General features: G+C 40.5%; 19 protein-coding genes. 13 read left to right on the top strand and 6 right to left on the bottom strand.

Annotation, left to right across the window (positions count from 1 at the left end):
• A partial coding sequence (locus M1F91_RS08905; protein ID WP_247913428.1) for an SIALI-17 repeat-containing surface protein occupies positions 1 to 664 on the top strand: 664 nt, incomplete at its 5' end.
• Positions 665 to 817: 153 nt separating this feature from the next.
• Positions 818 to 9,220, top strand: a complete 8,403-nt coding sequence (locus tag M1F91_RS08900; protein WP_247913427.1) for an SIALI-17 repeat-containing surface protein — start codon at positions 818 to 820, stop codon at positions 9,218 to 9,220.
• A gap of 143 nt (positions 9,221 to 9,363) precedes the next feature.
• On the opposite strand, the gene M1F91_RS08895 is transcribed toward M1F91_RS08900, so the two are convergent.
• Positions 9,364 to 9,765, bottom strand: coding sequence for a DUF6556 family protein (locus M1F91_RS08895; protein WP_247913426.1), 402 nt, complete (start codon positions 9,763 to 9,765; stop codon positions 9,364 to 9,366).
• Between the two features lie 136 nt (positions 9,766 to 9,901).
• Here M1F91_RS08895 and M1F91_RS08890 point away from each other — a divergent pair, with 136 nt between their 5' ends.
• From M1F91_RS08890 to M1F91_RS08845, 10 genes are all read left to right on the top strand, one after another.
• Complete coding sequence (locus M1F91_RS08890; protein ID WP_247913425.1) at positions 9,902 to 11,044, top strand: cysteine desulfurase family protein; 1,143 nt, start codon at positions 9,902 to 9,904, stop codon at positions 11,042 to 11,044.
• A gap of 8 nt (positions 11,045 to 11,052) precedes the next feature.
• Entirely contained in the window at positions 11,053 to 12,267 is a 1,215-nt protein-coding gene (gene thiI / locus M1F91_RS08885) for a tRNA uracil 4-sulfurtransferase ThiI (protein ID WP_247913424.1), read from the top strand.
• Positions 12,268 to 12,402: 135 nt separating this feature from the next.
• Positions 12,403 to 13,227: an alpha/beta hydrolase gene (locus tag M1F91_RS08880; RefSeq protein ID WP_178894803.1), complete on the top strand. Its 825-nt coding sequence runs from the start codon at positions 12,403 to 12,405 to the stop codon at positions 13,225 to 13,227.
• 21 nt (positions 13,228 to 13,248) lie between these two features.
• Positions 13,249 to 13,989 carry an esterase family protein gene (locus M1F91_RS08875; protein WP_247913423.1) on the top strand — a complete coding sequence of 247 codons (741 nt, stop codon included), beginning with the start codon at positions 13,249 to 13,251 and terminating at the stop codon, positions 13,987 to 13,989.
• Positions 13,990 to 14,001: 12 nt separating this feature from the next.
• Positions 14,002 to 15,168 (top strand): ATP-grasp domain-containing protein, encoded by a 1,167-nt coding sequence (locus M1F91_RS08870; protein ID WP_247913422.1) that lies wholly within the window; start codon positions 14,002 to 14,004, stop codon positions 15,166 to 15,168.
• Between the two features lie 158 nt (positions 15,169 to 15,326).
• Entirely contained in the window at positions 15,327 to 16,232 is a 906-nt protein-coding gene (gene gla / locus M1F91_RS08865) for an aquaglyceroporin Gla (protein WP_247913421.1), read from the top strand.
• Between the two features lie 169 nt (positions 16,233 to 16,401).
• On the top strand, positions 16,402 to 16,935 hold the full coding sequence (locus tag M1F91_RS08860) for a YutD family protein (RefSeq protein WP_247913420.1): 534 nt from the start codon (positions 16,402 to 16,404) through the stop codon (positions 16,933 to 16,935).
• 16 nt (positions 16,936 to 16,951) lie between these two features.
• Entirely contained in the window at positions 16,952 to 18,037 is a 1,086-nt protein-coding gene (gene rlmN / locus M1F91_RS08855) for a 23S rRNA (adenine(2503)-C(2))-methyltransferase RlmN (protein WP_006153426.1), read from the top strand.
• A 1-nt stretch (position 18,038) separates the two neighbouring features.
• Positions 18,039 to 18,512: a VanZ family protein gene (locus M1F91_RS08850; RefSeq protein ID WP_247913419.1), complete on the top strand. Its 474-nt coding sequence runs from the start codon at positions 18,039 to 18,041 to the stop codon at positions 18,510 to 18,512.
• A 1-nt stretch (position 18,513) separates the two neighbouring features.
• Positions 18,514 to 20,055 carry an ABC-F family ATP-binding cassette domain-containing protein gene (locus M1F91_RS08845; RefSeq protein ID WP_247913418.1) on the top strand — a complete coding sequence of 514 codons (1,542 nt, stop codon included), beginning with the start codon at positions 18,514 to 18,516 and terminating at the stop codon, positions 20,053 to 20,055.
• Between the two features lie 61 nt (positions 20,056 to 20,116).
• Here the strand turns inward: M1F91_RS08845 and M1F91_RS08840 are convergent, their stop codons facing one another.
• From M1F91_RS08840 to M1F91_RS08820, 5 genes are all read right to left on the bottom strand, one after another.
• Positions 20,117 to 20,356 carry a zinc-ribbon domain-containing protein gene (locus tag M1F91_RS08840; protein ID WP_247913417.1) on the bottom strand — a complete coding sequence of 80 codons (240 nt, stop codon included), beginning with the start codon at positions 20,354 to 20,356 and terminating at the stop codon, positions 20,117 to 20,119.
• A 33-nt stretch (positions 20,357 to 20,389) separates the two neighbouring features.
• Positions 20,390 to 21,196 (bottom strand): peptidylprolyl isomerase, encoded by an 807-nt coding sequence (locus M1F91_RS08835; RefSeq protein ID WP_247913416.1) that lies wholly within the window; start codon positions 21,194 to 21,196, stop codon positions 20,390 to 20,392.
• Positions 21,197 to 21,340: 144 nt separating this feature from the next.
• Positions 21,341 to 21,550, bottom strand: coding sequence for a hypothetical protein (locus M1F91_RS08830; RefSeq protein ID WP_025173253.1), 210 nt, complete (start codon positions 21,548 to 21,550; stop codon positions 21,341 to 21,343).
• A gap of 199 nt (positions 21,551 to 21,749) precedes the next feature.
• Positions 21,750 to 21,974 carry a helix-turn-helix transcriptional regulator gene (locus M1F91_RS08825; protein WP_049509150.1) on the bottom strand — a complete coding sequence of 75 codons (225 nt, stop codon included), beginning with the start codon at positions 21,972 to 21,974 and terminating at the stop codon, positions 21,750 to 21,752.
• 2 nt (positions 21,975 to 21,976) lie between these two features.
• Complete coding sequence (locus M1F91_RS08820; RefSeq protein WP_247913415.1) at positions 21,977 to 22,555, bottom strand: DUF3796 domain-containing protein; 579 nt, start codon at positions 22,553 to 22,555, stop codon at positions 21,977 to 21,979.
• A gap of 528 nt (positions 22,556 to 23,083) precedes the next feature.
• Between M1F91_RS08820 and M1F91_RS08815 the strand changes: the two genes are divergently transcribed.
• Positions 23,084 to 23,192, top strand: a 109-nt coding sequence (locus tag M1F91_RS08815) for a cadmium resistance transporter (RefSeq protein WP_348982812.1), incomplete at its 3' end; no start/stop codon positions are given.

The following is a 23,192-nucleotide window of genomic DNA, read 5'->3' as shown; positions in this document are numbered from 1 at the left end:
AAAACCAACTCCAGATCCAGAGCCAACTCCAGATCCGAAACCAACTCCAGATCCAGAACCAACTCCAGATCCAGAACCAACTCCAGATCCAGAGCCGACTCCAGATCCGAAGCCAACTCCAGATCCGAAACCAACTCCAGATCCAGAACCAACTCCGGATCCAAAACCAACTCCAGAACCTGAAGTTCTTTCAAGTAAGGGAGAACAGCAACCACCAGTAGTTGAAATTCCTGAATTTACAGGTGGAGTTAATGCTGCAGAAGCAGCTGTTTATGACATTCCAGAGTTCAAGGGTGGCGTTAATTGGGTTGAAGCAGCTAAGAATGATGTTCCAGAGTTCAAGGGTGGAGCTAATTGGGTTGAAGCTGCTAAGAATGAGCTCCCAGAATTCAAGGGTGGCGTTAATTGGGTTGAAGCAGCTAAGAATGATGTTCCTGAGTATAAAGAAACATTAGGCGCAGGAGACAATCAGACAAGTCCAGTTGCAGAAAAACTTGATCAGAAACCAGCTCTTACACCAACACCTGCTATGCAAGCAGCACAAAAAGAAGCAGATCAGTCCAAACTTCCTGAAACTGGTGAAGGCACAACTGAACACCTCTTCCTAGCTGGTCTTACATTAGCAATGTCTGCTCTATTTCTTCAAAAAAGAAAAGAAGATTAAAATATAATAGAGTTTTATACTATGAAAACTCAAACTCCTAACTTATTGTAATGGAGAAAACCAAACACCTAGAGAGGACCTCTTGGTCCTCCCTTTTTAAAAGGGAAATGATAACGCTTACCCAATTTAAGCGTTGGAAAGGAAATAAAGAAAATGGGAAAACATTTTTTTGAGAGACGGTGTCATTATAGTATACGTAAGTTTGCAATAGGCGCTGCTTCTGTCATGATTGGTGCAAGCATTTTTGGTGCTGGTATGGTTCAAGCAGCAGAAACAGAAGGGCCTGCAGAGACAGAAGGCACGGTGACACAGGTTCAGCCTTTGGATAAGTTACCAGCGGATATAGCAGCAGCTATTGAAAAAGCTGAATCAGCAAAACCAACTGATCCTACTGAAACGAATCCGACTGATGCGGAAGCTCAGCCTGAAAATACTGGAGAAGTAGCTCCAAAACCAGCTGAAACTCCAGTTCCTAAGGAAGAAGCAACACCAAAACTAGCTGAAACTCCAAAAGAAGAAGCAGCACCAGTAGCTAAACCAGCAGAAAAGCCAGTTACTAAAGATTTGGTTGAAACTCCAGATGTCAATCATTTGGAAAAGGCTACTGCGACAGCATCAAACCATGAAGCCAACACACTATTTACAGCTGAGAAGGCAATTGATGGAAATCCAGATACTCGTTGGGCAACTGACCGTGATGTTGTGAAACCAACAATCGAATTTAAGCTTGAAAAGACAACCTTAATCAAGCATGTGGAAATTGATTGGGATCGTCGTGTTCGTGGCGAGCAAAATGATCCAAACATCAAATCTTGGAATCTCTATTATGCAGGTCAAGACGAAGTCAATGGATCAGGTCCTGGAGAATGGAAGTTGGCTCATCAACGAACAGGAACTCCGGTTCTAGATGAAAAAGTTGACTTAAAAGAAGCCGTTCAAGCTAAGTATCTTAAACTTGAAATTACAGATTATCAAGCCGGTACTATGCAATGGAAAAATGTGGGTATTCAAGAAATTCGTGCCTACTCAAATATTCCAGACACCAGCAAACCAACAGATATTCGTCAAGTTACAGAAATAGCGGTTGCTGAAGACGGAAAATCACTTGTATTGCCTAAATTACCTGGTCAAGTTAGCTTGATTGGAAGCAATAAGCAAGGTGTTATCGACCTAAATAATAAAATCTACACACCACTGACAGAACAACATGTCAAAGTGATGGTCCAACAAACCAATGATAACCATACCTTCACAAAAGAATTTGAAGTTGTCATTAAAGGCTTGCACGCTGATGAAGGCGTTGGGACCAAACCTGCAGTTGCCCCAGCAGTTCAACAATGGTACGGCACTGAAGGTAAAACTTCTATTACTTCAGAAACTATCATTTCCGTTGGGAATTCTGGATTTGATAAGGAAGCTAAGTTCTACCAAACTGACCTTGAAAATCGTGGTTTGGAAGTCGCAACCGGTGGTCAAGAAGCGCAAAACCGTATTGAGTTTAAAAAGGTTGAAGACAAGGGTTATGGCAAAGAAGGCTATGGTATCACCATTAAAGATGGAGTTATCACTGTAGAAGCTGCGACCAATGCAGGAGCATTTTATGCTACACGTACCCTTCTTCAGTTGGGAGAAAATGACTTGCAAAACGGAGAAATCCGTGACTTCCCAAGCTTTAGCCATCGTGGATTTATGCTAGACACAGGTCGTAAGTTTATTCCTTATGATACGCTTGTAGATATTATGCTCAATATGGCCTACTACAAGATGAACGATCTTCAATTGCACTTGAATGACAACTATATCTTCTTAAAAGATCATTTAGCAGGGAAAAATCTTACTCCTCAAGAGGAACTGGATTATGTTCTGAAAAATGCTAAGACAGGTTTCCGTGTAGAGACCGATGTTGTCGGTGAAAATGGTGAAAAATTAACATCTGACGAGCATTATACCAAGGAAGAAATGCAAGAAATTATCAAGTTAGCTAAAGCTTTGCATATCAACCTTGTTCCTGAAATTGATACACCAGGCCACGCCCTTTCATTTGTTAAGGTCCGTCCAGACTTGATGTACAAGGGTCAACTTAGTGCGAGAAAACACAATGTAGAACGTGTAGCTATGTTGGACTTGGATAACAAGTACGAAGAAACGCTGGCTTTTGTTAAATCAGTCTATGATAAATTACTCGATGGTGAAGACGCACCACTTCGTGGCGTTTCAACAGTTCATATCGGTACAGATGAGTACTATGGAAGTCCTGAAAGTTATCGTCGTTATGTCAATGATATGATCCAGTACATCAAAGGCAAAGGCTTAACACCACGTATTTGGGGTTCACTCTCTGCCAAACAAGGAACTACGCCAGTGGATTGGAAAGATGTAGAAGTGGATATCTGGAGTATCCACTGGCAACGTCCACAGGCAGCAATTGCTCAGGGTGCCAAGATTATCAATATCACAGATATTCCAACCTACAGTGTTCCAAGTGGAAGCAATAGTCAAGGTGGTTATGGGGATTATGCAAACTATGAAACTCAATACAACCGCTGGACACCAAATGACTTCTCAACTGGTGGAGGACCACGCTTAGAAGCATCTAATCCAAATATCCTTGGTGGTGGTCATGCAGTCTGGAATGACAACATTGACTTACATGAAACTGGACTGACATCTTTTGATATCTTTAAACGCTTCTTCAAGAGTATGCAATCAACTGCAGAACGCACTTGGGGTTCAGATCGTGCAGCTAAGACCTATGCAGACCGTATCCAACCAACAAGTGTTTATGCACCACGTTCAAACCCAGAAAAGACAATAGAAGATAGCGACCTATTCACCATTAAACCAGAAACGATCAAGGAATATCTTGCTAAGAATGTGAAGAAAACAGAAGCAGGTTTGAATTTTGAAAAAGATTCTAGTATCGAAGGTTTAGTAGGTGATGTTGGTCCGAGTCATGTTTTGAAATTGGATGTAACTGTTACAGGTGATGGAGAGCAAGTCTTCTCTACAAGTGGGGACAACCAACTTTATCTTGCAGACAAGGATGGCTATCTTGCTTATAAATTTGAACAATTCCATATTCAATTCAACAAGAAGCTAGAGAAGAATAAACGTTATCAAATCTCTGTTGTTACGAAACCACAAAAAACAGAAGTTTATGTAGACGGTGAAAAGGTTGAGCGTATTGCAAATCCAGCTCATCCGCGCTTGGCTCACAATAGCTTGGTACTTCCACTTGAAACAATCGGTGGCTTCCAAGGAATCTTGCATAGTGCAGAGTTGTCGAATGAAGCATTTGTAAACCCACGTTTAATCCCAACAGATCATTTCACAGTTTCTGCAACTAGTCAGGAAACACCAGGAACAGAGACTGAAGGACCAGTTGAAAAAGCTTTCGATAATGATCCGAATACCTTCTGGCATTCTAAATGGACTGGAGACCGTGCTCCATATACCGTTGCCATGAATTTGAACGCTCCTGAAAAAGTCAATGGTTTGACTTATCTTCCACGTCCAGGTGGTGGTAACGGAGTCGTGACCTCTTATGAAATCTATGCACAAAAAGACGGTCAAATGGTTAAGGTTGCTTCAGGAACTTGGGAAAATAATACTAAAGAAAAAACGGTTAATTTTGCAGCAGTTGAAACTAATAAGGTAGAATTTAAAGTTCTGTCAGGTGTCGCAGGATTTGGTAGTGCCGCAGAAATTCAACTACTCAAGCCACTTTCTGATAGTGAAACAGAAGAACCAGTTGTTCCAGAAAAACCGGTAACGCCTGAGAAACCGGTGACTCCAGAACAACCAAGAGTTGAAGAGGTGGGTGATGGTACAACAGAACTTGCTGATAGCTTTGTAGCTACAAAACCAGCCAGTGATGATGCGATTGCTGCTGCAGCACAAAGCCAAGACTATCTCAAGAAAGAATACAAGGTATTCCCAACACCACAAAAAGTCACTTATGGCGAAGGTGTCACTAAACTTCAAAAACAAGTGAATCTTGTCATGGGTAATCAGCTAGATATTTATACTCGCAATCGCTTGAAGAGTGTACTACAAGATCATCAAATCTCTTATACAAGTAGTCAAGCAGCAGTAGCAGGTGCTACAAATATCTATCTTGGTGTTCATGGTCAACATTCACAGGCTGAAAAAGAAATATCTGGTATTTCTCAAGGACTCTTTGATAAAATTGATGCTTATGCTTTGTCAATCAAGAACAATACAATCTCTATCGTCGGTAAAGATACAGATGCTGTCTTCTATGGATTGACGACTCTTAAACACATGCTTAATGAAAGTGAAGCTCCAGTTTTACGTAATGTAACTGTTGAAGACTACGCTGAAATTAAGAATCGTGGTTTTATCGAAGGTTACTATGGAAATCCATGGAGCAATGCTGATCGTGCTGAATTGATGCGCTATGGTGGTGACTTGAAGTTGACTCAATACTTCTTTGCTCCAAAAGACGATCCATACCACAACAAGAAATGGCGTGAACTTTATCCAGAAGAAAAATTAGCTGAAATCCGTGAATTGGCGCGTGTCGGAAACCAAAACAAGACTCGTTATGTTTGGACCATCCACCCATTCATGAACAACCGTATTCGTTTTGGCAACGATGCTGATTACCAAAAAGACCTTGAAACTATTAAGGCTAAATTCACTCAGTTGATGGATGTCGGTGTTCGTGAGTTCGGTATTTTGGCAGATGATGCTCCAAGTCCAGTTGGTGGCTACAATAGCTACAACCGCTTGATGAAGGACATGACAGATTGGTTGACTGAAAAACAAGCAACTTATGTTGGCCTTCGTAAGGAAATGATTTTTGTCCCAGGTCAGTATTGGGGTAATGGTCGTGAAGATGAGTTGAAATCTCTAAATGAAAATCTTCCAACTTCAACTTCTATGACCCTTACTGGTGGTAAGATTTGGGGTGAAGTATCTGAAAGCTTCCTTTCAAACCTTAAGAATAATCTGACTGCAGGAGGTAAGACCTACCGCCCAGTTTCTCTATGGATTAACTGGCCTGTTACAGATAACTCTAAACAACACTTGATTTTGGGTGGCGGTGAGAAATTCCTTCATCCAAATGTGGACCCAAGCCTCCTTTCAGGTATCATGTTGAACCCAATGCAACAATCTGAGCCTTCTAAGATTGCTCTCTTCTCTGCAGCTCAGTATGCATGGAAACAATGGAAGTCTGAAGAAGAAGCTAAGAAAGTAAATGACATCGCCTTCAACTTTGTTGAAACAGGTAAATTTACTGACAGTGAAACATCTGTTGCCTTCCGTGAACTTGGTAAACATATGATCAACCAAAACATGGATGGTCGTGTTGTGAAATTGGAAGAATCTGTTGAACTCGCACCAAAATTGGCGGCCTTCATGTCTAAGTTGAAAGCTGGTCAAGATGTCAGCGCAGAGCGTGCTGACTTGCGTGCAGAATTTGCTAAAATAAAAGCTGCAGCACAACTTTATAAAGCATCTGGTGACGAAAAGATGCGTGCTCAAATCCACTATTGGTTGGATAATGCTATTGACCAAATGGATGCTTTGAGTGCTTTCCTAGATGGATCAGAAGCTATTGAAAACAATGATTCTGCTAGACTTTGGGATAGCTATTACAAGGGATTGAAACTTTATGAACAATCACAAACTTATACTTTCCATTATGTAGACCATGATGAAAGAGCTGAGTTGGGTGTACAACATATCCGTCCATTCTTGCTTGGTCTTCGTGAAATCTTGGCAACTGAAGTTCAAAAAGCCCTACACCCAGACCAAGTAATCAGCACCTTTATCACAAACCGTACAGGTGTAGAAGGTGGACTTGCTGAAGTCACTGACGGAGATTTAGGAACACATGCCCTTATCAAATCACCAAACAGCATCCAAACTGGTGACTATATTGGTTTGAAATTTAATAAAGCTGTTCCAATTCAAAACTTGACATTTGCAATGGGAACTCAAGCAAATCCACGCGATACCTTTAACAATGCTAAGGTTGAGTACCTCAATGAAAATGATGAGTGGGTAACCCTTTCAGAACCAAGCTACACTGGTAATGAGCCTCTTCTTAAATTTGAAAACCTCAATATCAATGCTAAAGCTGTTCGAATGATTGCAACTTCTGATCGTGAAAATACTTGGTTTGCTGTACGAGAAATCGCTGTGAATCGTCCTGTAGAAGTAAGTCGTCCTAAACAGGCAGCTACAGTGACCATCAGTCCAAATCTTATGTACAAGTACAATACGACAGTTGCTCAGATTACAGATGGTCGTGACAATACTGAAGCCATGCTGGCAAATGCTGATCGAACAGATACAACTCCAGTCGGTGGTTGGGTTCAACTAGACTTGGGTGGAGTCAAACCTGTAACTAAGGTTCGCCTTGTTCAAGGTTCTGGAGATAAATTGGCAGAAGGTGTTCTTGAATATTCTACAGATGGAACTTCATGGCAAGAATTGGATCGTTTAGCTGGTGAACAAACCAAAGAAATTGAAACTCCAATTTCAGCTCGCTACATCCGTGTTCGTAACACCAAGAATATCAATCTATGGTGGCGTATCGCTGACTTCTCAGTTGAAACACGTGCTGGCAATAGCGAGATGACAGATACTAATGTTGAAAGTTTGAAATCAACACCAGTATATGACAGTCTCGGTCGTTATGACATGCAAATTCCAAGTGGAACTAAGCTTCCAGCTCATAGCTACTTGGGTATGAAGCTAGACCGTCTACACCAGGCTGAAAGCATTCAGGCTATTGGTATTGGAAATCCAGCCCTTGACTTGGAATTCTCTCCAAATGCACAAGAATGGTATCCAGCTAGCCAAGTGACTGATAAGTCCTTGGTACGTTATGCTCGTTTGGTTAATAAGACCGACCAAGAACAAGCAGTAACAGCGACATCTCTACTCGTTAAGACAAAAGAAGTGGAGCCAACTAAACTTGATTCTACTTCTATGGGAATTGATGCCTATTATGGTGCAAATGATGTTCGCAAGATCAAGAATTTGGATCAGCTGTTTGATGGTGTTTACAATAACTTTGTAGAGTTCTCTGACTATGCACGTAAAGATGGTCACATAACCTTGAAACTTGGTAGTGAACGTGAAATCAAGAAGATTAGAGCTTACATCCAAGATGGTACGAAGAACTATCTTCGTGATGGTAAGATTCAGGTTAGTCAAGATGGTAAGACATGGACAGATGTTGTGACAGTAGGTGATGATGTCGCTAATGAAATGCGCGATGATTCATTGACAGATGGATGGACACATGATTCTAAGATGCCTGGAAATCGCTACATCGAGGGTGAACTTGCAAGCCCAGTTAAAGCTAACTATCTCCGTGTTCTCTTCACTGCTAATTACGATGCTCGTTTTGTTGGATTTACTGAGTTGGTTATCAATGACGGCGAATTTGTGAAACCAATCAACGACCCAACTGTTCAAGGAAATGGTGGAGAAAGTCGAGGCAACCTTTACACAAATCTTGTAGATGGCAAAGTATTGACAAGCTATAAGGCTGAGAAAGACCAAGGTGAGCTGGTTTACCACTTATCAGAACCAACAAACGCCAACCACATCCGACTTGTTTCTAGTCTGCCTCAAGGAGTAGCAGCGCGTCTACTTGCTCGCACTCTGAAAACAGACAGAGACGGTGCTTGGACAGATTTGGGAGCAATTACTTCAAGCTTCCAAACATTTGCAGTGAGAGATAAGGCTCCGTTACTTGATGTCAAACTTGTTTGGGAAGGCGGCAAACCAGAGTTCTATGAAATGACTACTTACTACCAAGAACTTTCAGAAGAACCTGAACCAACCCCAGATCCAGAGCCAACTCCAGATCCAGAGCCAACTCCAGATCCGAAACCAACTCCGGATCCAGAACCAACTCCGGATCCAGAACCAACTCCAGATCCAGAGCCAACTCCAGATCCAAAACCAACCCCAAATCCAGAGCCAACTCCAGATCCGAAACCAACTCCAGATCCAGAGCCAACTCCAGATCCAAAACCAACTCCAGATCCAGAGCCAACTCCAGATCCAGAGCCAACTCCGGAACCTGAAGTCCTTTCAAGTAAGGGAGATCAGCAACCACCAGTAGTTAAAATTCCTGAATTTACAGGTGGAGTTAATGCTGCAGAAGCAGCTGTTCATGACATTCCAGAGTTCAAGGGCGGCGTCAATTGGGTTGAAGCGGACAAGAATGAGCTTCCAGAGTTCAAGGGCGGAGTTAATTGGGTTGAAGCGGACAAGAATGAGCTTCCAGAATTCAAGGGTGGCATTAATTGGGTTGAAGCAGCTAAGAATGAGGTTCCAGAATATAAAGAGCCTGTTGCAAACTCAGTTACACCAATTGCGGATCACAAGCAACCTTCAAGTTCAACAAACCAAAAACAAGAACCAGAAGGACCAAATGCACCAGCGACTGAAGCTAAAGGTCAACTTCCAGCAACTGGTGAGCAAGATTCAGTAGGCTTAGCCTTCCTAGCTAGTCTTGGATTGGTTCTATCTGCAACCTTTATCAAAAAAGGGAAAGAAGACTAGATACGAATCTTCATTCTATGCAGAATAACTTGTTTTAAAAAAGAAAACCAGGGACATTAGTTCCTGGTTTTTTGTGATAAAAATGAAATGAAAAACTAGCAAAATAAAAAACCAACGAAGAAACCGTTGGTGTTGAGGAATGTTTAGGATGCTCCGTTATTAGCGCTAACTCCTGCCTCAGTGGTTGGAGTATTTGATGAAGAATCAGATGACTCATTTTTCTGAGGCTTGTCATCTGATTTTGTATCTTCCTTCTTGCTAGGTGTTTGAACTTCTTCTGTTTGAGATGTTTCTTGATGATTAGACTGACTTTGTGCAGGTGTATTGGATTCAGCAGGAGCTTCCTTTTGAACTTCCTTGATAATGGTTGTTTGTGTAGTCGTATCTTTATGTTCCTTGTTTTTATCTAAAGCATTCATGATAGTGATACTAGCTGTAATCAAACCAAGGATACTGGCTAACGTTGCAATTGTTTTTTGAAAGACGGTAAAGCCTTTTTTGATATGTTCAGTTTTAGGTTTTGATTTTCTGCGATAGTTAGACATAATTTCTCTCCTTTACCATGATTCATTATACCCAAAATCTTTAAAAAAAACTTAAATGAACCTGAACTGCCTTTCTTGTCGCCTGAACTGTTTCGTGTTACAATAGAAGGAGTGATTTTAGAAAGTGTGAGAAACCATGATTTACTTTGATAATTCGGCTACGACCAAGCCTTATCCTGAAGTACTCGAAACTTACATGCAGGTGTCTGCAAAAATTATTGGTAATCCATCTAGCCTTCATCGTTTGGGTGATCAGTCTACCAGAATTTTAGAAGCTTCTCGTCAGCAGATTGCAGCCTTAATTGGTAAGAAAAGCGAAGAAGTATTCTTTACCTCTGGTGGTACCGAAGGAGATAACTGGGTTATCAAAGGTGTCGCTTTTGAAAAAGCTCAGTTTGGTAAACACATCATCGTGTCAGAAATTGAGCATCCAGCGGTTAAGGAGTCTGCTCTTTGGTTGAAAAGTCAAGGTTTTGAAGTGGATTTTGCGCCAGTAGATGAAAAAGGTTTTGTAGATGTAGATGCCTTAGCAAATTTGCTTCGAGCTGATACGACATTAGTTTCTATCATGGCTGTTAACAATGAAATTGGTTCAATCCAACCTATTGAAGCTATCTCGGAACTTTTAGCAGATAAGCCGACTATCTCCTTCCATGTTGATGCGGTTCAAGCTTTAGCTAAGATTCCAACAGAATCCTACCTGACTGACCGAGTGGATTTTGCGACTTTCTCTAGTCATAAATTCCACGGAGTTCGTGGTGTTGGATTTGTCTATATCAAGTCTGGCAAGAAAATCACCCCCCTATTAACTGGCGGTGGCCAAGAGCGTGACTATCGTTCAACAACTGAGAATGTAGCAGGAATTGCAACAACAGCCAAGGCACTGCGTCTAGCTATGGAAAGATTGGAATTGTTTTCTAACAAAACGAGTCAGATGAAGGCAGTCATCCGTCAAGCTCTACTCGAATATCCAGATATTTTTGTTTTCTCAGGTGAGGAAGAATTTGCGCCTCATATTCTGACTTTTGGGATTAGGGGTGTCCGTGGTGAAGTCATCGTTCATGCATTTGAAGACTATGATATTTTCATTTCCACAACCTCTGCTTGCTCGTCAAAGGCAGGAAAACCTGCTGGTACCTTGATTGCCATGGGTGTTGAAAAAGATAAGGCTCAGTCAGCAGTACGCGTCAGCCTAGACCTAGAAAATGACATGAGTCAAGTGGAGCAATTTTTGACCAAACTAAAATTAATTTACAATCAAACTAGAAAAGTAAGATAGGAGTATTCATGCAGTATTCAGAAATTATGATTCGCTACGGAGAGCTTTCAACCAAGGGTAAAAACCGGATGCGTTTCATCAATAAACTACGTAATAATATCTCAGACGTTTTGTTTATTTATCCTCAAGTCAAGGTAACTGCTGATCGCGACCGTGCCCATGCTTATCTTAATGGAGCCGACTATGCAGCAGTAGCTGAGTCTCTCAAACAGGTTTTCGGGATTCAAAACTTTTCTCCAGTATATAAGGTTGAAAAATCTGTAGAAGTTCTTAAATCTGCTGTTCAAGAGATTATGCAGGACATCTATAAGGAAGGCATGACCTTTAAGATTTCTAGCAAACGTAGTGATCACAACTTTGAACTGGATAGTCGTGAACTCAACCAAGTTCTTGGTGGTGCTGTTTTTGATGCCATTCCAAATGTACAAGCCCAGATGAAAAATCCCGATATCAATCTACAAGTGGAGATTCGTGAAGAGGCGGCTTATCTTTCCTATGAGACCATTCGTGGGGCTGGTGGTTTGCCAGTTGGCACTTCTGGGAAAGGTATGCTCATGTTGTCAGGGGGGATTGACTCTCCTGTAGCAGGTTATCTTGCTTTGAAACGTGGAGTAGATATCGAGGCTGTTCACTTTGCTAGTCCACCATATACTAGTCCAGGTGCCCTCAAGAAAGCTCAGGATCTAACCCGTAAATTGACTAAGTTCGGTGGGAATATCCAGTTTATCGAAGTGCCATTCACGGAGATTCAAGAAGAGATTAAGGCTAAGGCTCCAGAAGCTTACCTCATGACTCTGACTCGTCGCTTTATGATGCGCATTACAGACCGTATCCGTGAAGTGAGAAATGGTTTGGTCATCATCAATGGTGAAAGTCTTGGTCAGGTGGCAAGCCAAACCCTAGAAAGTATGCAGGCTATCAATGCCGTAACCAATACACCGATTATCCGACCAGTTGTGACCATGGATAAATTAGAAATCATTGACATTGCACAAGAAATTGATACCTTTGAAATTTCTATCCAACCTTTTGAAGACTGCTGTACGATTTTTGCGCCTGATCGTCCCAAAACAAATCCTAAAATTAAGAATGCTGAACAGTATGAAACACGTATGGATGTTGAAGGATTGGTTGAGCGAGCAGTAGCAGGAATTATGATTACTGAAATTACCCCTCAAGCTGAGAAAGATGCGGTTGATGAGTTAATTGATGACCTCCTTTAATCAGAAAAACCAGAGGAAAAAATAAAATAAGTAAAAAAAGTTAGTTTATTGTCCTAAATTTGGACGGAAACTGACTTTTTTTATATTTTTATGATATAATTAGGTAAAATTTTGAATATAGAGAGTTTTCTGACAATGAATCAATCCTACTTTTACCTGAAAATGCGAGAGCATAAACTCAAGGTTCCCTACACAGGCAAGGAGCGCCGTGTACGTGTTCTTCTCCCGAAAAACTACGAGAAAGACACGGATCGAACTTATCCGGTTGTCTATTTCCATGATGGTCAAAATGTCTTTTACAGTAAAGAATCCTATGTCGGTCATTCATGGAAGATCATTCCTACCATTAAACGGAATCCAGATATTAGCCGTATGATTGTTGTGGCTATTGACAATGATGGGCTTGGTCGAATGAACGAGTATGCGGCATGGAAATTCCAAGAGTCTAATATTCCCGGCCAACAGTTTGGTGGTAAGGGAGTCGAGTACGCTGAGTTTGTCATGGAAGTGGTTAAACCCTTTATCGATGAAAACTATCGTACAAAGTCTGACCGCAAACACACTGCTATGGTTGGGTCTTCTCTAGGTGGCAATATTACCCAGTTTATTGGCTTGGAGTATCAGGATCAGATTGGGTGTTTGGGAGTGTTCTCATCAGCCAACTGGCTTCACCAAGAGGCCTTTGATCGCTATATGGAGCGTAAAAAACTATTACCTGACCAGCGTGTCTTCATCTATGTTGGAACGGAAGAAGCAGATGACACGGATAAGACCCTTATGGCTGGTAATATTAAGCAGGCCTATATTGACTCTTCTCTTCGCTATTATCATGATTTGATAGCAGGAGGAGTTGAGTTGGAAAATCTCTCTCTCAAGGTTCAAGCCGGGGCTATCCACCATGAAATTCCATGGGCAGAAAATCTTCCAGCTTGCCTACGCTTTTTTGCAGAAAATTGGTAATTAGTATAAAGGAGACAGGATATGCATATTGAACATCTTAGCCACTGGAGTGGTCATCTTAACCGTGAAATGTATGTTAATCGTTACGGACACGCAGGTATCCCAGTGGTTGTCTTTGCTTCCTCAGGTGGTAGCCACAATGAATACTATGATTTTGGGATGATTAATGCTTGTGCGTCCTTTATCGAGGAAGGCCGTGTTCAGTTCTTTACCCTTTCAAGTGTAGATAGTGAGAGTTGGCTTGCGACTTGGAAAAATAGTCATGATCAAGCTGAGATGCACCGTGCCTATGAACGATATGTGATTGAAGAAGCTATTCCTTTTATCAAGCACAAGACAGGCTGGTTTGACGGTATGATGACAACAGGATGCTCTATGGGAGCTTACCATGCACTTAACTTTTTCCTCCAGCATCCAGATGTCTTTACAAAGGTAATTGCCCTCAGTGGTGTCTACGATGCTCGTTTCTTTGTTGGAGATTACTACAACGATGATGCTATCTATCAAAATTCACCAGTAGACTATATCTGGAATCAAAATGATGGTTGGTTTATTGACCGTTACCGTCAGGCTGAGATTGTGATTTGTACTGGACTAGGTTCTTGGGAACAGGATGGCCTTCCTTCTTACTACAAGTTAAAAGAAGCCTTTGACCAAAAACAAATTCCTGCCTGGTTTGCAGAATGGGGGCACGATGTTGCCCATGACTGGGAATGGTGGCGCAAACAAATACCTTATTTCCTCGGTCATATGAGTCTATAAAAGGAGTTGCTTATGAATTATCTTGTAATTTCACCCTATTACCCACAAAATTTTCAGCAATTTAGTATTGAGTTAGCCAATAAAGGAATCACAGTTCTAGGGATTGGGCAAGAACCCTACGAACAGCTAGACGAACCATTGCGCAATAGCTTGACGGAGTACTTCCGAGTTGATAATCTCGAAAATATCGATGAGGTTAAACGTGCAGTTGCCTTTCTTTTCTATAAACATGGTCCAATTGACCGCATTGAATCACACAATGAATACTGGCTAGAGTTGGATGCTGCTCTTCGTGAACAGTTTCATGTCTTTGGTGCCAAACCAGAAGACCTCAAGAAGACCAAGTTCAAGTCTGAGATGAAAAAACTCTTCAAAAAAGCTGGTGTTCCAGTGGTGCCAGGTGCTGTCATTAAAACAGAAGCAGATGTTGACAAAGCTGTGAAAGAAATTGGACTTCCGATGATTGCAAAACCTGATAATGGAGTAGGTGCAGCAGCAACCTTCAAACTTGAAACAGCAGATGATGTCAATCACTTTAAGGCTGAATGGGACCACTCAACCATTTATTTCTTTGAAAAATTTGTTACCTCTAGTGAAATCTGTACCTTTGATGGTTTGGTGGATAGAGATGGGAATATTGTCTTTTCAACTACCTTTGACTATGCACATACACCCCTTGATCTCATGATTTACAAGATGGACAATTCTTATTATGTTCTTAAAGATATGGATCCGAAACTTCGCAAGTATGGTGAGGCTATCGTCAAGGAATTTGGTATGAAAGAACGTTTCTTCCATATCGAGTTCTTCCGTGAGGGTGATGATTATATTGCCATTGAGTACAATAACCGTCCAGCAGGTGGCTTCACTATTGATGTCTATAACTATGCGCATTCCTTGGATTTGTACAAGGGCTATGCTGCTATCGTAGCAGGTGAAGCATTCCCAGAGTCTCCATTTGAAACCCAGTATTGCTTGGCAACATCTCGTCGCGCCAATGCCAACTATGTTTATTCAGAAGAAGACTTACTTGCTAAATACGGTCAGCAGTTTAAGGTCAAGAAGGTCATGCCAGCAGCCTTTGCTGAATTGCAAGGAGACTATCTCTATATGCTTACGACACCAAGTCGTGAAGAAATGGAACAGATGATTAAGGACTTTGGTCAGCGTCAAGAATAATTAAAATTTGGACTTAACAAAGGACGTTTGTTAGGTCTTTTTTGTAGACTTGAAATAAAAGCGTTTTCCCCTTGGATTCTTTTAGAAAATCTGTTGCTAAAAGGTTTAAAAATTGATAGAATAGGGATTGTCTAAAAAATATTAAGGAGAATCTATCAATGGATTTCACATGGGCAGTCAAATATGCCACTGAATTTTTGGGAACAGCCATCTTGATTATCTTGGGAAATGGTGCAGTTGCCAACGTTGAACTTAAAGGTACGAAAGGTCACCAAAGTGGCTGGCTCGTTATCGCTGTTGGTTACGGTATGGGGGTTATGATCCCTGCTTTGATGTTTGGTAACGTTTCTGGTAACCACATCAACCCAGCTTTCACTCTTGGACTTGCAGTTAGCGGTCTCTTCCCTTGGGCACAAGTACCATTTTACATCATCGCACAAGTTTTGGGAGCAATCTTCGGACAAGCCTTGGTTGTTGCGACTCACCGTCCATACTACTTGAAGACGGAAAATCCAAATAACATCTTGGGATCTTTCTCAACGATTTCAAGTTTGGACCACGGTACAAAAGAATCACGTTATGCAGCAACTGTGAATGGATTTATCAATGAGTTTATTGGATCATTTGTTCTGTTCTTTGCAGCACTTGGTTTGACTAAAAACTTCTTTGGTGCTGAATTAGTAGCGAAAGCTCAGGCGACAATTAATGATCAAGTAGCTCAAGCGACTGCTCAAGGTCAAACAATTCCTCAAGAACAAGTTACTGCAGCTCTTGAACAAGCAAAAACTCAAGTAGCTCCATTCTTGTCACCAGGTCTTGGTATCGCACACTTGGCACTTGGTTTCCTAGTAATGGCCTTGGTTACATCACTTGGTGGACCTTCAGGACCAGGTTTGAACCCAGCTCGTGACTTTGGACCACGTCTTCTTCACGCAGTACTTCCTAAATCAATCCTTGGTGAGCACAAGGGTGATTCAAAATGGTGGTATGCTTGGGTACCAGTAGTTGCACCGATTGCTGCTGCTATTGCCGCTGTAGCACTTTTCAAATTACTTTACATGTAATCATAAAAAACTGGGGAATGCCCAGTTTTTTCTTTTTCTATAAACTTGGAACAAGATTTAGCTAATCAATGCTTAAATCGTCAGACTTTTTTCATTTTAAATCAAAAGATGTAAATATGGCAAAAATATGGTAAAATAGAGTATTAAGTAAACGTTAAAAAGGAATATTATGCGTAAAGAAATTGCACCTGAATTATACAATTACAATAAATTCCCTGGTCCTGAATTTCATCTATCTGGAGATAAAGTTGAGGCTGAAGGTTTTTCCTTTAATTTGGTTGAAAATAGTAAGGACGCTTTTGATGCAACAGCTTTTACTCAACGCTTTTCGGAAGTTTTAAACAAGTATGATTATATTGTAGGAGACTGGAGTAATGAACAGTTGCGCTTGCGAGGATTCTACAAGAATGAGCGAGCTGAAGAATCTCTCGAGAAAATCAGTCGTTTACAAGATTACCTACTCGAGTATTGTAGCTATGGATGTGCCTACTTTGTCTTAGAAAATGAGACTCCTAAACGAGCACCATTTGACCAAAAAATGCGCAAGAAAGAAGAAGAGAAAGACAACCGTAAAGGGAAGAAGTCTTCTCAAAATAAGAAAAGAAATCATACGGACAAGAGAAATAGACGACGTCGTAAAGAACAGAAACCCCAGAATGAAGAAAAGGGACAACGTCATTTCGTCATCCGTCAGAAAGATTAGAGAATAAGGAGAAAAGATGAAACCGTCGATTTATAGTTTAACTCGTCAAGGAATGCAAGAATGGGTCTTGGAACAGGGCGAAAAGAAATTCCGTGCGGATCAAATCTGGGAGTGGCTTTACCGTAAACGTGTTCAGACATTTGAAGAAATGACCAACTTGTCAAAAGATTTGATTGCCAAGCTCAACGAACAGTTTGTAGTCAATCCCTTGAAACAACGTATTGTTCAAGAGTCAGCAGATGGTACTGTGAAGTATCTTTTTGAGTTGCCAGATGGGATGCTGATTGAGACAGTGCTGATGCGTCAACACTATGGTTTGTCAGTCTGTGTAACAACTCAAGTAGGATGCAATATCGGTTGTACCTTCTGTGCATCAGGTTTGATCAAGAAGCAACGTGACCTCAATAACGGGGAAATCGTTGCCCAGATTATGTTGGTTCAAAAATATTTTGACGAACGTGGACAAGATGAACGTGTAAGCCATATCGTTGTAATGGGTATCGGAGAGCCATTTGATAACTATAATAACGTTTTGAACTTTATCCGTACCATCAATGACGATAAGGGGATGGCTATCGGTGCTCGCCATATCACTGTATCAACTTCAGGTTTGGCCCACAAAATCCGTGAGTTTGCTAATGAAGGTGTACAGGTTAACCTTGCTGTCTCACTTCATGCGCCAAACAATGAACTTCGTTCAAGCATCATGAAGATTAACCGTGCCTTCCCAATTGAAAAACTCTTTGCAGCGATTGAGTATTACATCGAGACAACTAACCGCCGAGTGACTTTTGAGTACATCATGTTGAATGAAGTCAATGATGGAGTCGAACAAGCGCTTGAGTTGGCAGAATTGCTCAAAAATATCAAGAAATTGTCATATGTCAACTTGATTCCTTACAACCCAGTTAGTGAACATGACCAATACAGCCGTAGTCCTAAAGAGCGCGTGATGGCCTTCTATGATACGCTCAAGAAGAAAGGCATCAACTGTGTTGTTCGTCAGGAACATGGTACTGATATCGATGCAGCATGTGGACAATTGCGTTCAAATACCATGAAGCGTGACCGCCAAAAAGCAGTAGCTGAAGTAAATCCATAAGATGAATCGAAAAAAATTACTAAGCCTGGGAATCGTGTTATACAGTCTTTGTATCGTCTGTTTTTGTTTTACTCCCCAGCCTCAACTTCCTACAGGAGTGGAAACTCCAGGTATTCAAACTTTTGGACGCCTGGTTTTTCTTTTGACGCCTTTTAACTCCCTTTGGAATCTGGGAGAAGTAACCAGCTTTTTACAGCTATTTTGGATTTTTTTACAAAATGCTTTAAATATCCTCTTGCTCTTCCCTTTAATTTTCCAGCTTCTCTATCTCATCCCTAGTCTAAGAAAAACGAAGAGAGTGATTTTGTTAAGCTTTTTATTGAGCTTAAGCATCGAGTGCACACAGCTAGTTTTAGACTTTTTCTTTGATTTCAATCGGGTCTTTGAGATTGATGATTTATGGACCAATACTTTAGGTGGCTACCTAGCCTGGGTCCTTTATAAACTACTACATAGAAACAAGATAAGGAATTAGAATGAGTATCTTAGAAGTTAAAAATTTGAGTCACGGTTTTGGAGACCGTGCGATTTTTGAAGACGTGTCTTTCCGTCTCCTCAAAGGTGAACATATCGGTCTGGTCGGTGCTAATGGTGAAGGGAAATCAACCTTCATGAGCATCGTGACTGGAAAAATGTTACCTGATGAAGGTAAAGTGGAATGGTCTAAATACGTGACAGCAGGTTACCTGGACCAGCATGCTGTGCTCAAAGAAGGTCAAACCGTGCGTGATGTTTTGCGTACAGCCTTTGACGAATTATTCAAAGCCGAAGCTCGTATCAATGATCTCTACATGGAAATGGCAGAAGAGGGAGCTGATATTGATGCATTGATGGAAGAAGTTGGAGAACTTCAAGATCGTTTGGAAAGTCGTGATTTCTATACCTTGGATGCCAAGATTGATGAAGTAGCGCGTGCCCTTGGTGTCATGGACTTTGGGATGGATACGGATGTAACAGCCTTGTCAGGTGGACAAAGAACCAAGGTACTTTTGGCAAAACTCCTCCTTGAAAAGCCAGATATCTTGCTTCTGGACGAGCCGACCAACTATCTCGATGCCGAACATATTGACTGGCTCAAGCGTTATCTTCAGAACTATGAGAATGCCTTTGTTCTTATTTCGCACGATATTCCATTCCTCAATGATGTGATCAATATCGTATATCATGTAGAAAACCAACAGTTGACACGCTACTCTGGCGATTACTACCAGTTCCAAGAAGTCTATGCCATGAAGAAATCGCAGCTGGAAGCAGCCTATGAGCGTCAACAGAAAGAAATTGCTGATCTCAAGGATTTCGTAGCCCGTAATAAGGCGCGTGTCGCAACTCGTAACATGGCCATGTCTCGTCAGAAGAAATTGGATAAGATGGACATTATCGAGCTTCAAAGTGAGAAACCAAAACCGTCCTTTGATTTTAAACCAGCTCGTACACCAGGTCGCTTTATCTTCCAAGCCAAGGATTTGCAGATTGGTTACGATCGCCCACTTACAAAACCATTAAATCTTACCTTTGAACGCAATCAGAAGGTTGCCATTATTGGTGCCAATGGTATCGGGAAAACAACCCTCTTGAAGAGTCTCTTGGGCATCATTCCTCCAATTGCTGGTGAAGTTGAACGTGGTGATTATCTAGAACTCGGCTACTTTGAGCAAGAAGTGGAAGGTGGCAATCGCCAGACACCTTTAGAAGCAGTTTGGAATGCCTTTCCAGCTCTCAACCAAGCAGAAGTTCGAGCAGCCCTTGCCCGCTGTAGTTTGACAACGAAGCATATCGAAAGCCAGATTCAAGTTCTATCAGGTGGAGAACAAGCCAAGGTTCGTTTCTGTCTTTTGATGAACCGTGAGAACAATGTCCTTGTTCTTGACGAGCCTACCAACCACTTGGATGTGGATGCCAAGGACGAACTCAAACGTGCTTTGAAAGAATATAAAGGCTCTATCCTTATGGTTTGCCACGAACCAGACTTCTATGAAGGTTGGATGGATCAAATCTGGGATTTCAATGAGCTAACATAAAAAGAGAAGCTCGCAAAACTAGAATAGGAAAAAGCCAAGTCTGTGTGACTTGGCTTTTTGACTAGTAATTCAAATAGGTTTCAATCTCAGACTTTTGAATTTCTTTTCCATAGTGACAAATCGGGCAAGAAACGAAATAAGTTTTTCCGTAAGGAAAGAGTGGAATCCAGTAAAGAGTAAACTTACGTCCGTATTCCGTAATTTCCCAAGTACCAACATTGTTACAATGGCCACACTCGATAGCAGTTTGTGTATTTCCCAACACTTTTTGATAACCTTTTGACCCCCAAAATAGAATCATTTTAACATCTCCTTATAGTTATAGTTAATGGTGTTATTGTTTACTGAAATCGTAGTCTTTAACAATTTCGATACTGTCGATAGTGATAGCAGTAGTTGGTTTATCCTTTTCATCTTTTTCAGCCTTGGCAATTTTATCTACTACGTCCATCCCATCAATTACTTGACCAAAGACGGGGTGTTTCCCATCTAGAGTAGGATTTCCACCTTCTTTGTAGGCTTCGATAATTTTCTTAGGATAGCTACTTGTAGGAAGTTTAGATGAATAGTCTGTTGTACTTTGGTTAATGAAGAATTGGCTACCATTTGAATTTGGTTGACCAGTATTGGCCATAGATAGAGAACCACGGATATTATAGAGATATGGAGAAATTTCATTTTTAAAACCTGTTCCAGTATCCTTGGTATTATCCTTACCATGCCAGATAGATTGGCCTCCCGTACCATTTCCTTTTGGATCTCCACCTTGAATCATAAAGCCATCTATTACACGATGGAAGGTAACGCCATTGTAGTAACCTTCTTTAGCGTGAGTTAGGAAATTTTCAACTGCTAGAGGAGCTAACTTTGGAAAGAGTTTGATACGAATATCACCTTGACTTGTGTGAAGGATAGCTTCAGCCTCATCTTCAGCTACTTCCTTAGAAAGTTGAGGGAAGTTAGCATTTTCATTTGTTAAGGCGTCTTTCAAATCTTTTTCTGCTTGGGCAGCAACTTTCGAACTCTCTTCAGCAGCAATTTTAGAATCCACGTAATCATCACCACGAAGTGCACGTTGGATGCTTGTGCATCCACCAAGAGCAAAAGTTGAAATGAGTAGTAGTGTAGCTAATTTTTTCATATTAGTCCTTTCAAAAATCATTTTTACTATTGTACCGTAAAAGAAAGGGGATTTCAAATGTAAGTGGTTGGTGTACATATAAGCCACTGGAAAAATAATGGTACGAAATTTCTACAGTCAAAAAAATCAACCAGCTTTGGTTGATTAAAGATTCTTTTTAGGATGGCGGTCAATGATTACTTGATGGTCTTTGAGAGCTTGTTCACCTTTTGGAGTTAGTTTATAGCCACGAATCGAAAAGCGGTTAGCTAATTCTTCTTCTGAAAAATGATCATGAAGTGCTTGATTCAATTCGGTGGCCTTCATCTTGGAGAGTCCAGTAACACCCTTCTTTTTAAGGATACTCTTTTTCATAGTAGCATTTAGATGGTAAAGCGAGTCAAAGGCGGTTTCGATATTAGCATATCCTTTTTCAACAAGCGTATCTAAATGTTTTGGGATATCAATGCCATAAGAATTACTATATTTTAAAAGAGCACATTTTCAAAGGATTTTTTCTTTCGGCTTCAATTCCTAATTAATCAATGAACTTAATACTAGGTCTCGAAAAGAATTATGCTTCCTCTTTCTGTCTGAGTTCAAAGAGGTCTTCTACTTTCAAATCAAAAACTTGAGCAATTTTAAGAGCCATTTCCAGCGAAGGATTGTAACGGTTATTTTCCAAGTGCAGAATTGTCTCGCGTCGCATGCCGATGAGGTCGGCTAACTCCTGCTGGGTCATGCCTGTGGACTCACGAATAGATTTGAGATTAGTAATAATCTTGCTTTCTTTGGCCATGCTTATCCTCTCCGTTCCAAGATAAAATAGACAACCGCAAAGATGAAAATCAAGGCTGCTATGCTAATAAAGATCTGGCCCATGTGAAGAGTGAGAGACCCTATATACCCAATGATAACTGCTAGAATCATCAGTGCGCCTAGTATAAAAACAAACATCAAGCTAGCTGTCTTGGCTAAATTAGCATAAAAGCGTTCGTCCGGAGTTTCCTTGACATTTTTCAAACAGAAAAAACCAAATACAATCACTTCAATAACGAGGCCAATTCCCAAAATCCATTCTTTAATACCAGAACTTTCGCTTGGGGTCGAAACCCAAATCCCTACTGTATAAAAAATGCTTGCTGCAGACACAAGTATCGTGTAAAGCTTAGCAGACAAGTCAAAAATAATCTTTCTCTTACCTTTCTGACTCTTATGTAGCCAGCTCCATATAGCTATAATTTGACCTGACACTGAAATACCAGCAATAACTAACTTGGGTCCCCAACTAAGATTAGAACCAAATAAAACAATAAAATCAATAAAGAGAGCTACGGCAATCATTGCAATGAGGCCAAGCATTTTTTGACTTTTTTTCATGATAGACTCCTTTTTTGTATTATAAATATATAACATTTAAATGTTATGTTATAAATATATCACACTTAAATTTAGAAAGCAAGAATTTTATGTGTCAATGTGGTAATTATTTGAAAAAATTTTTTAATAAAAGCCCTTGATAGTCAAACAACTAAAGAATTCTTTGAAGCAATGCATCGGATTTGGTTTGGATAGCTTCGTTAACAATATTTGATGATAAAGAATCTTTGGAAAATCTAGATACTGTATGAATCTTTTCTTTTTTCTTAGACTGTTATAAAGTCTGTCAGAATAAGCTTTGTAGGTGTAGAAGTTAATTTTTACAGAAGTGAAGTAAGCATTCAATACGAATCAATACATAAGAAAAACTCTGATTTCAAGCGTTTTTTCTTTTTTCAATTTTAATACATTTCACTATATTTCAGTCCAATCTCTACCTTCTTATCTATACTTTGATGGATCTGAAGTTGACATCTACAAAGTTTAATGTTAGAATACATTCAAAAATATATTTGAATGAGGTATTTTATGATTCAAAATGTTGTTACTTCAATAATCCTGTATTCTGGGACAGCCGTAGACTTACTTATTATCCTAATGTTATTTTTTGCCAAAAGAAAAAGCAGAAAAGACATCA

The organism is Streptococcus sp. oral taxon 431 (assembly GCF_023110115.1).
Taxonomy (GTDB): Bacteria; Bacillota; Bacilli; order Lactobacillales; family Streptococcaceae; genus Streptococcus.
Note: the sequence above shows the minus strand (reverse complement) of the source record. Positions and strands in the feature narration are given on the sequence as shown.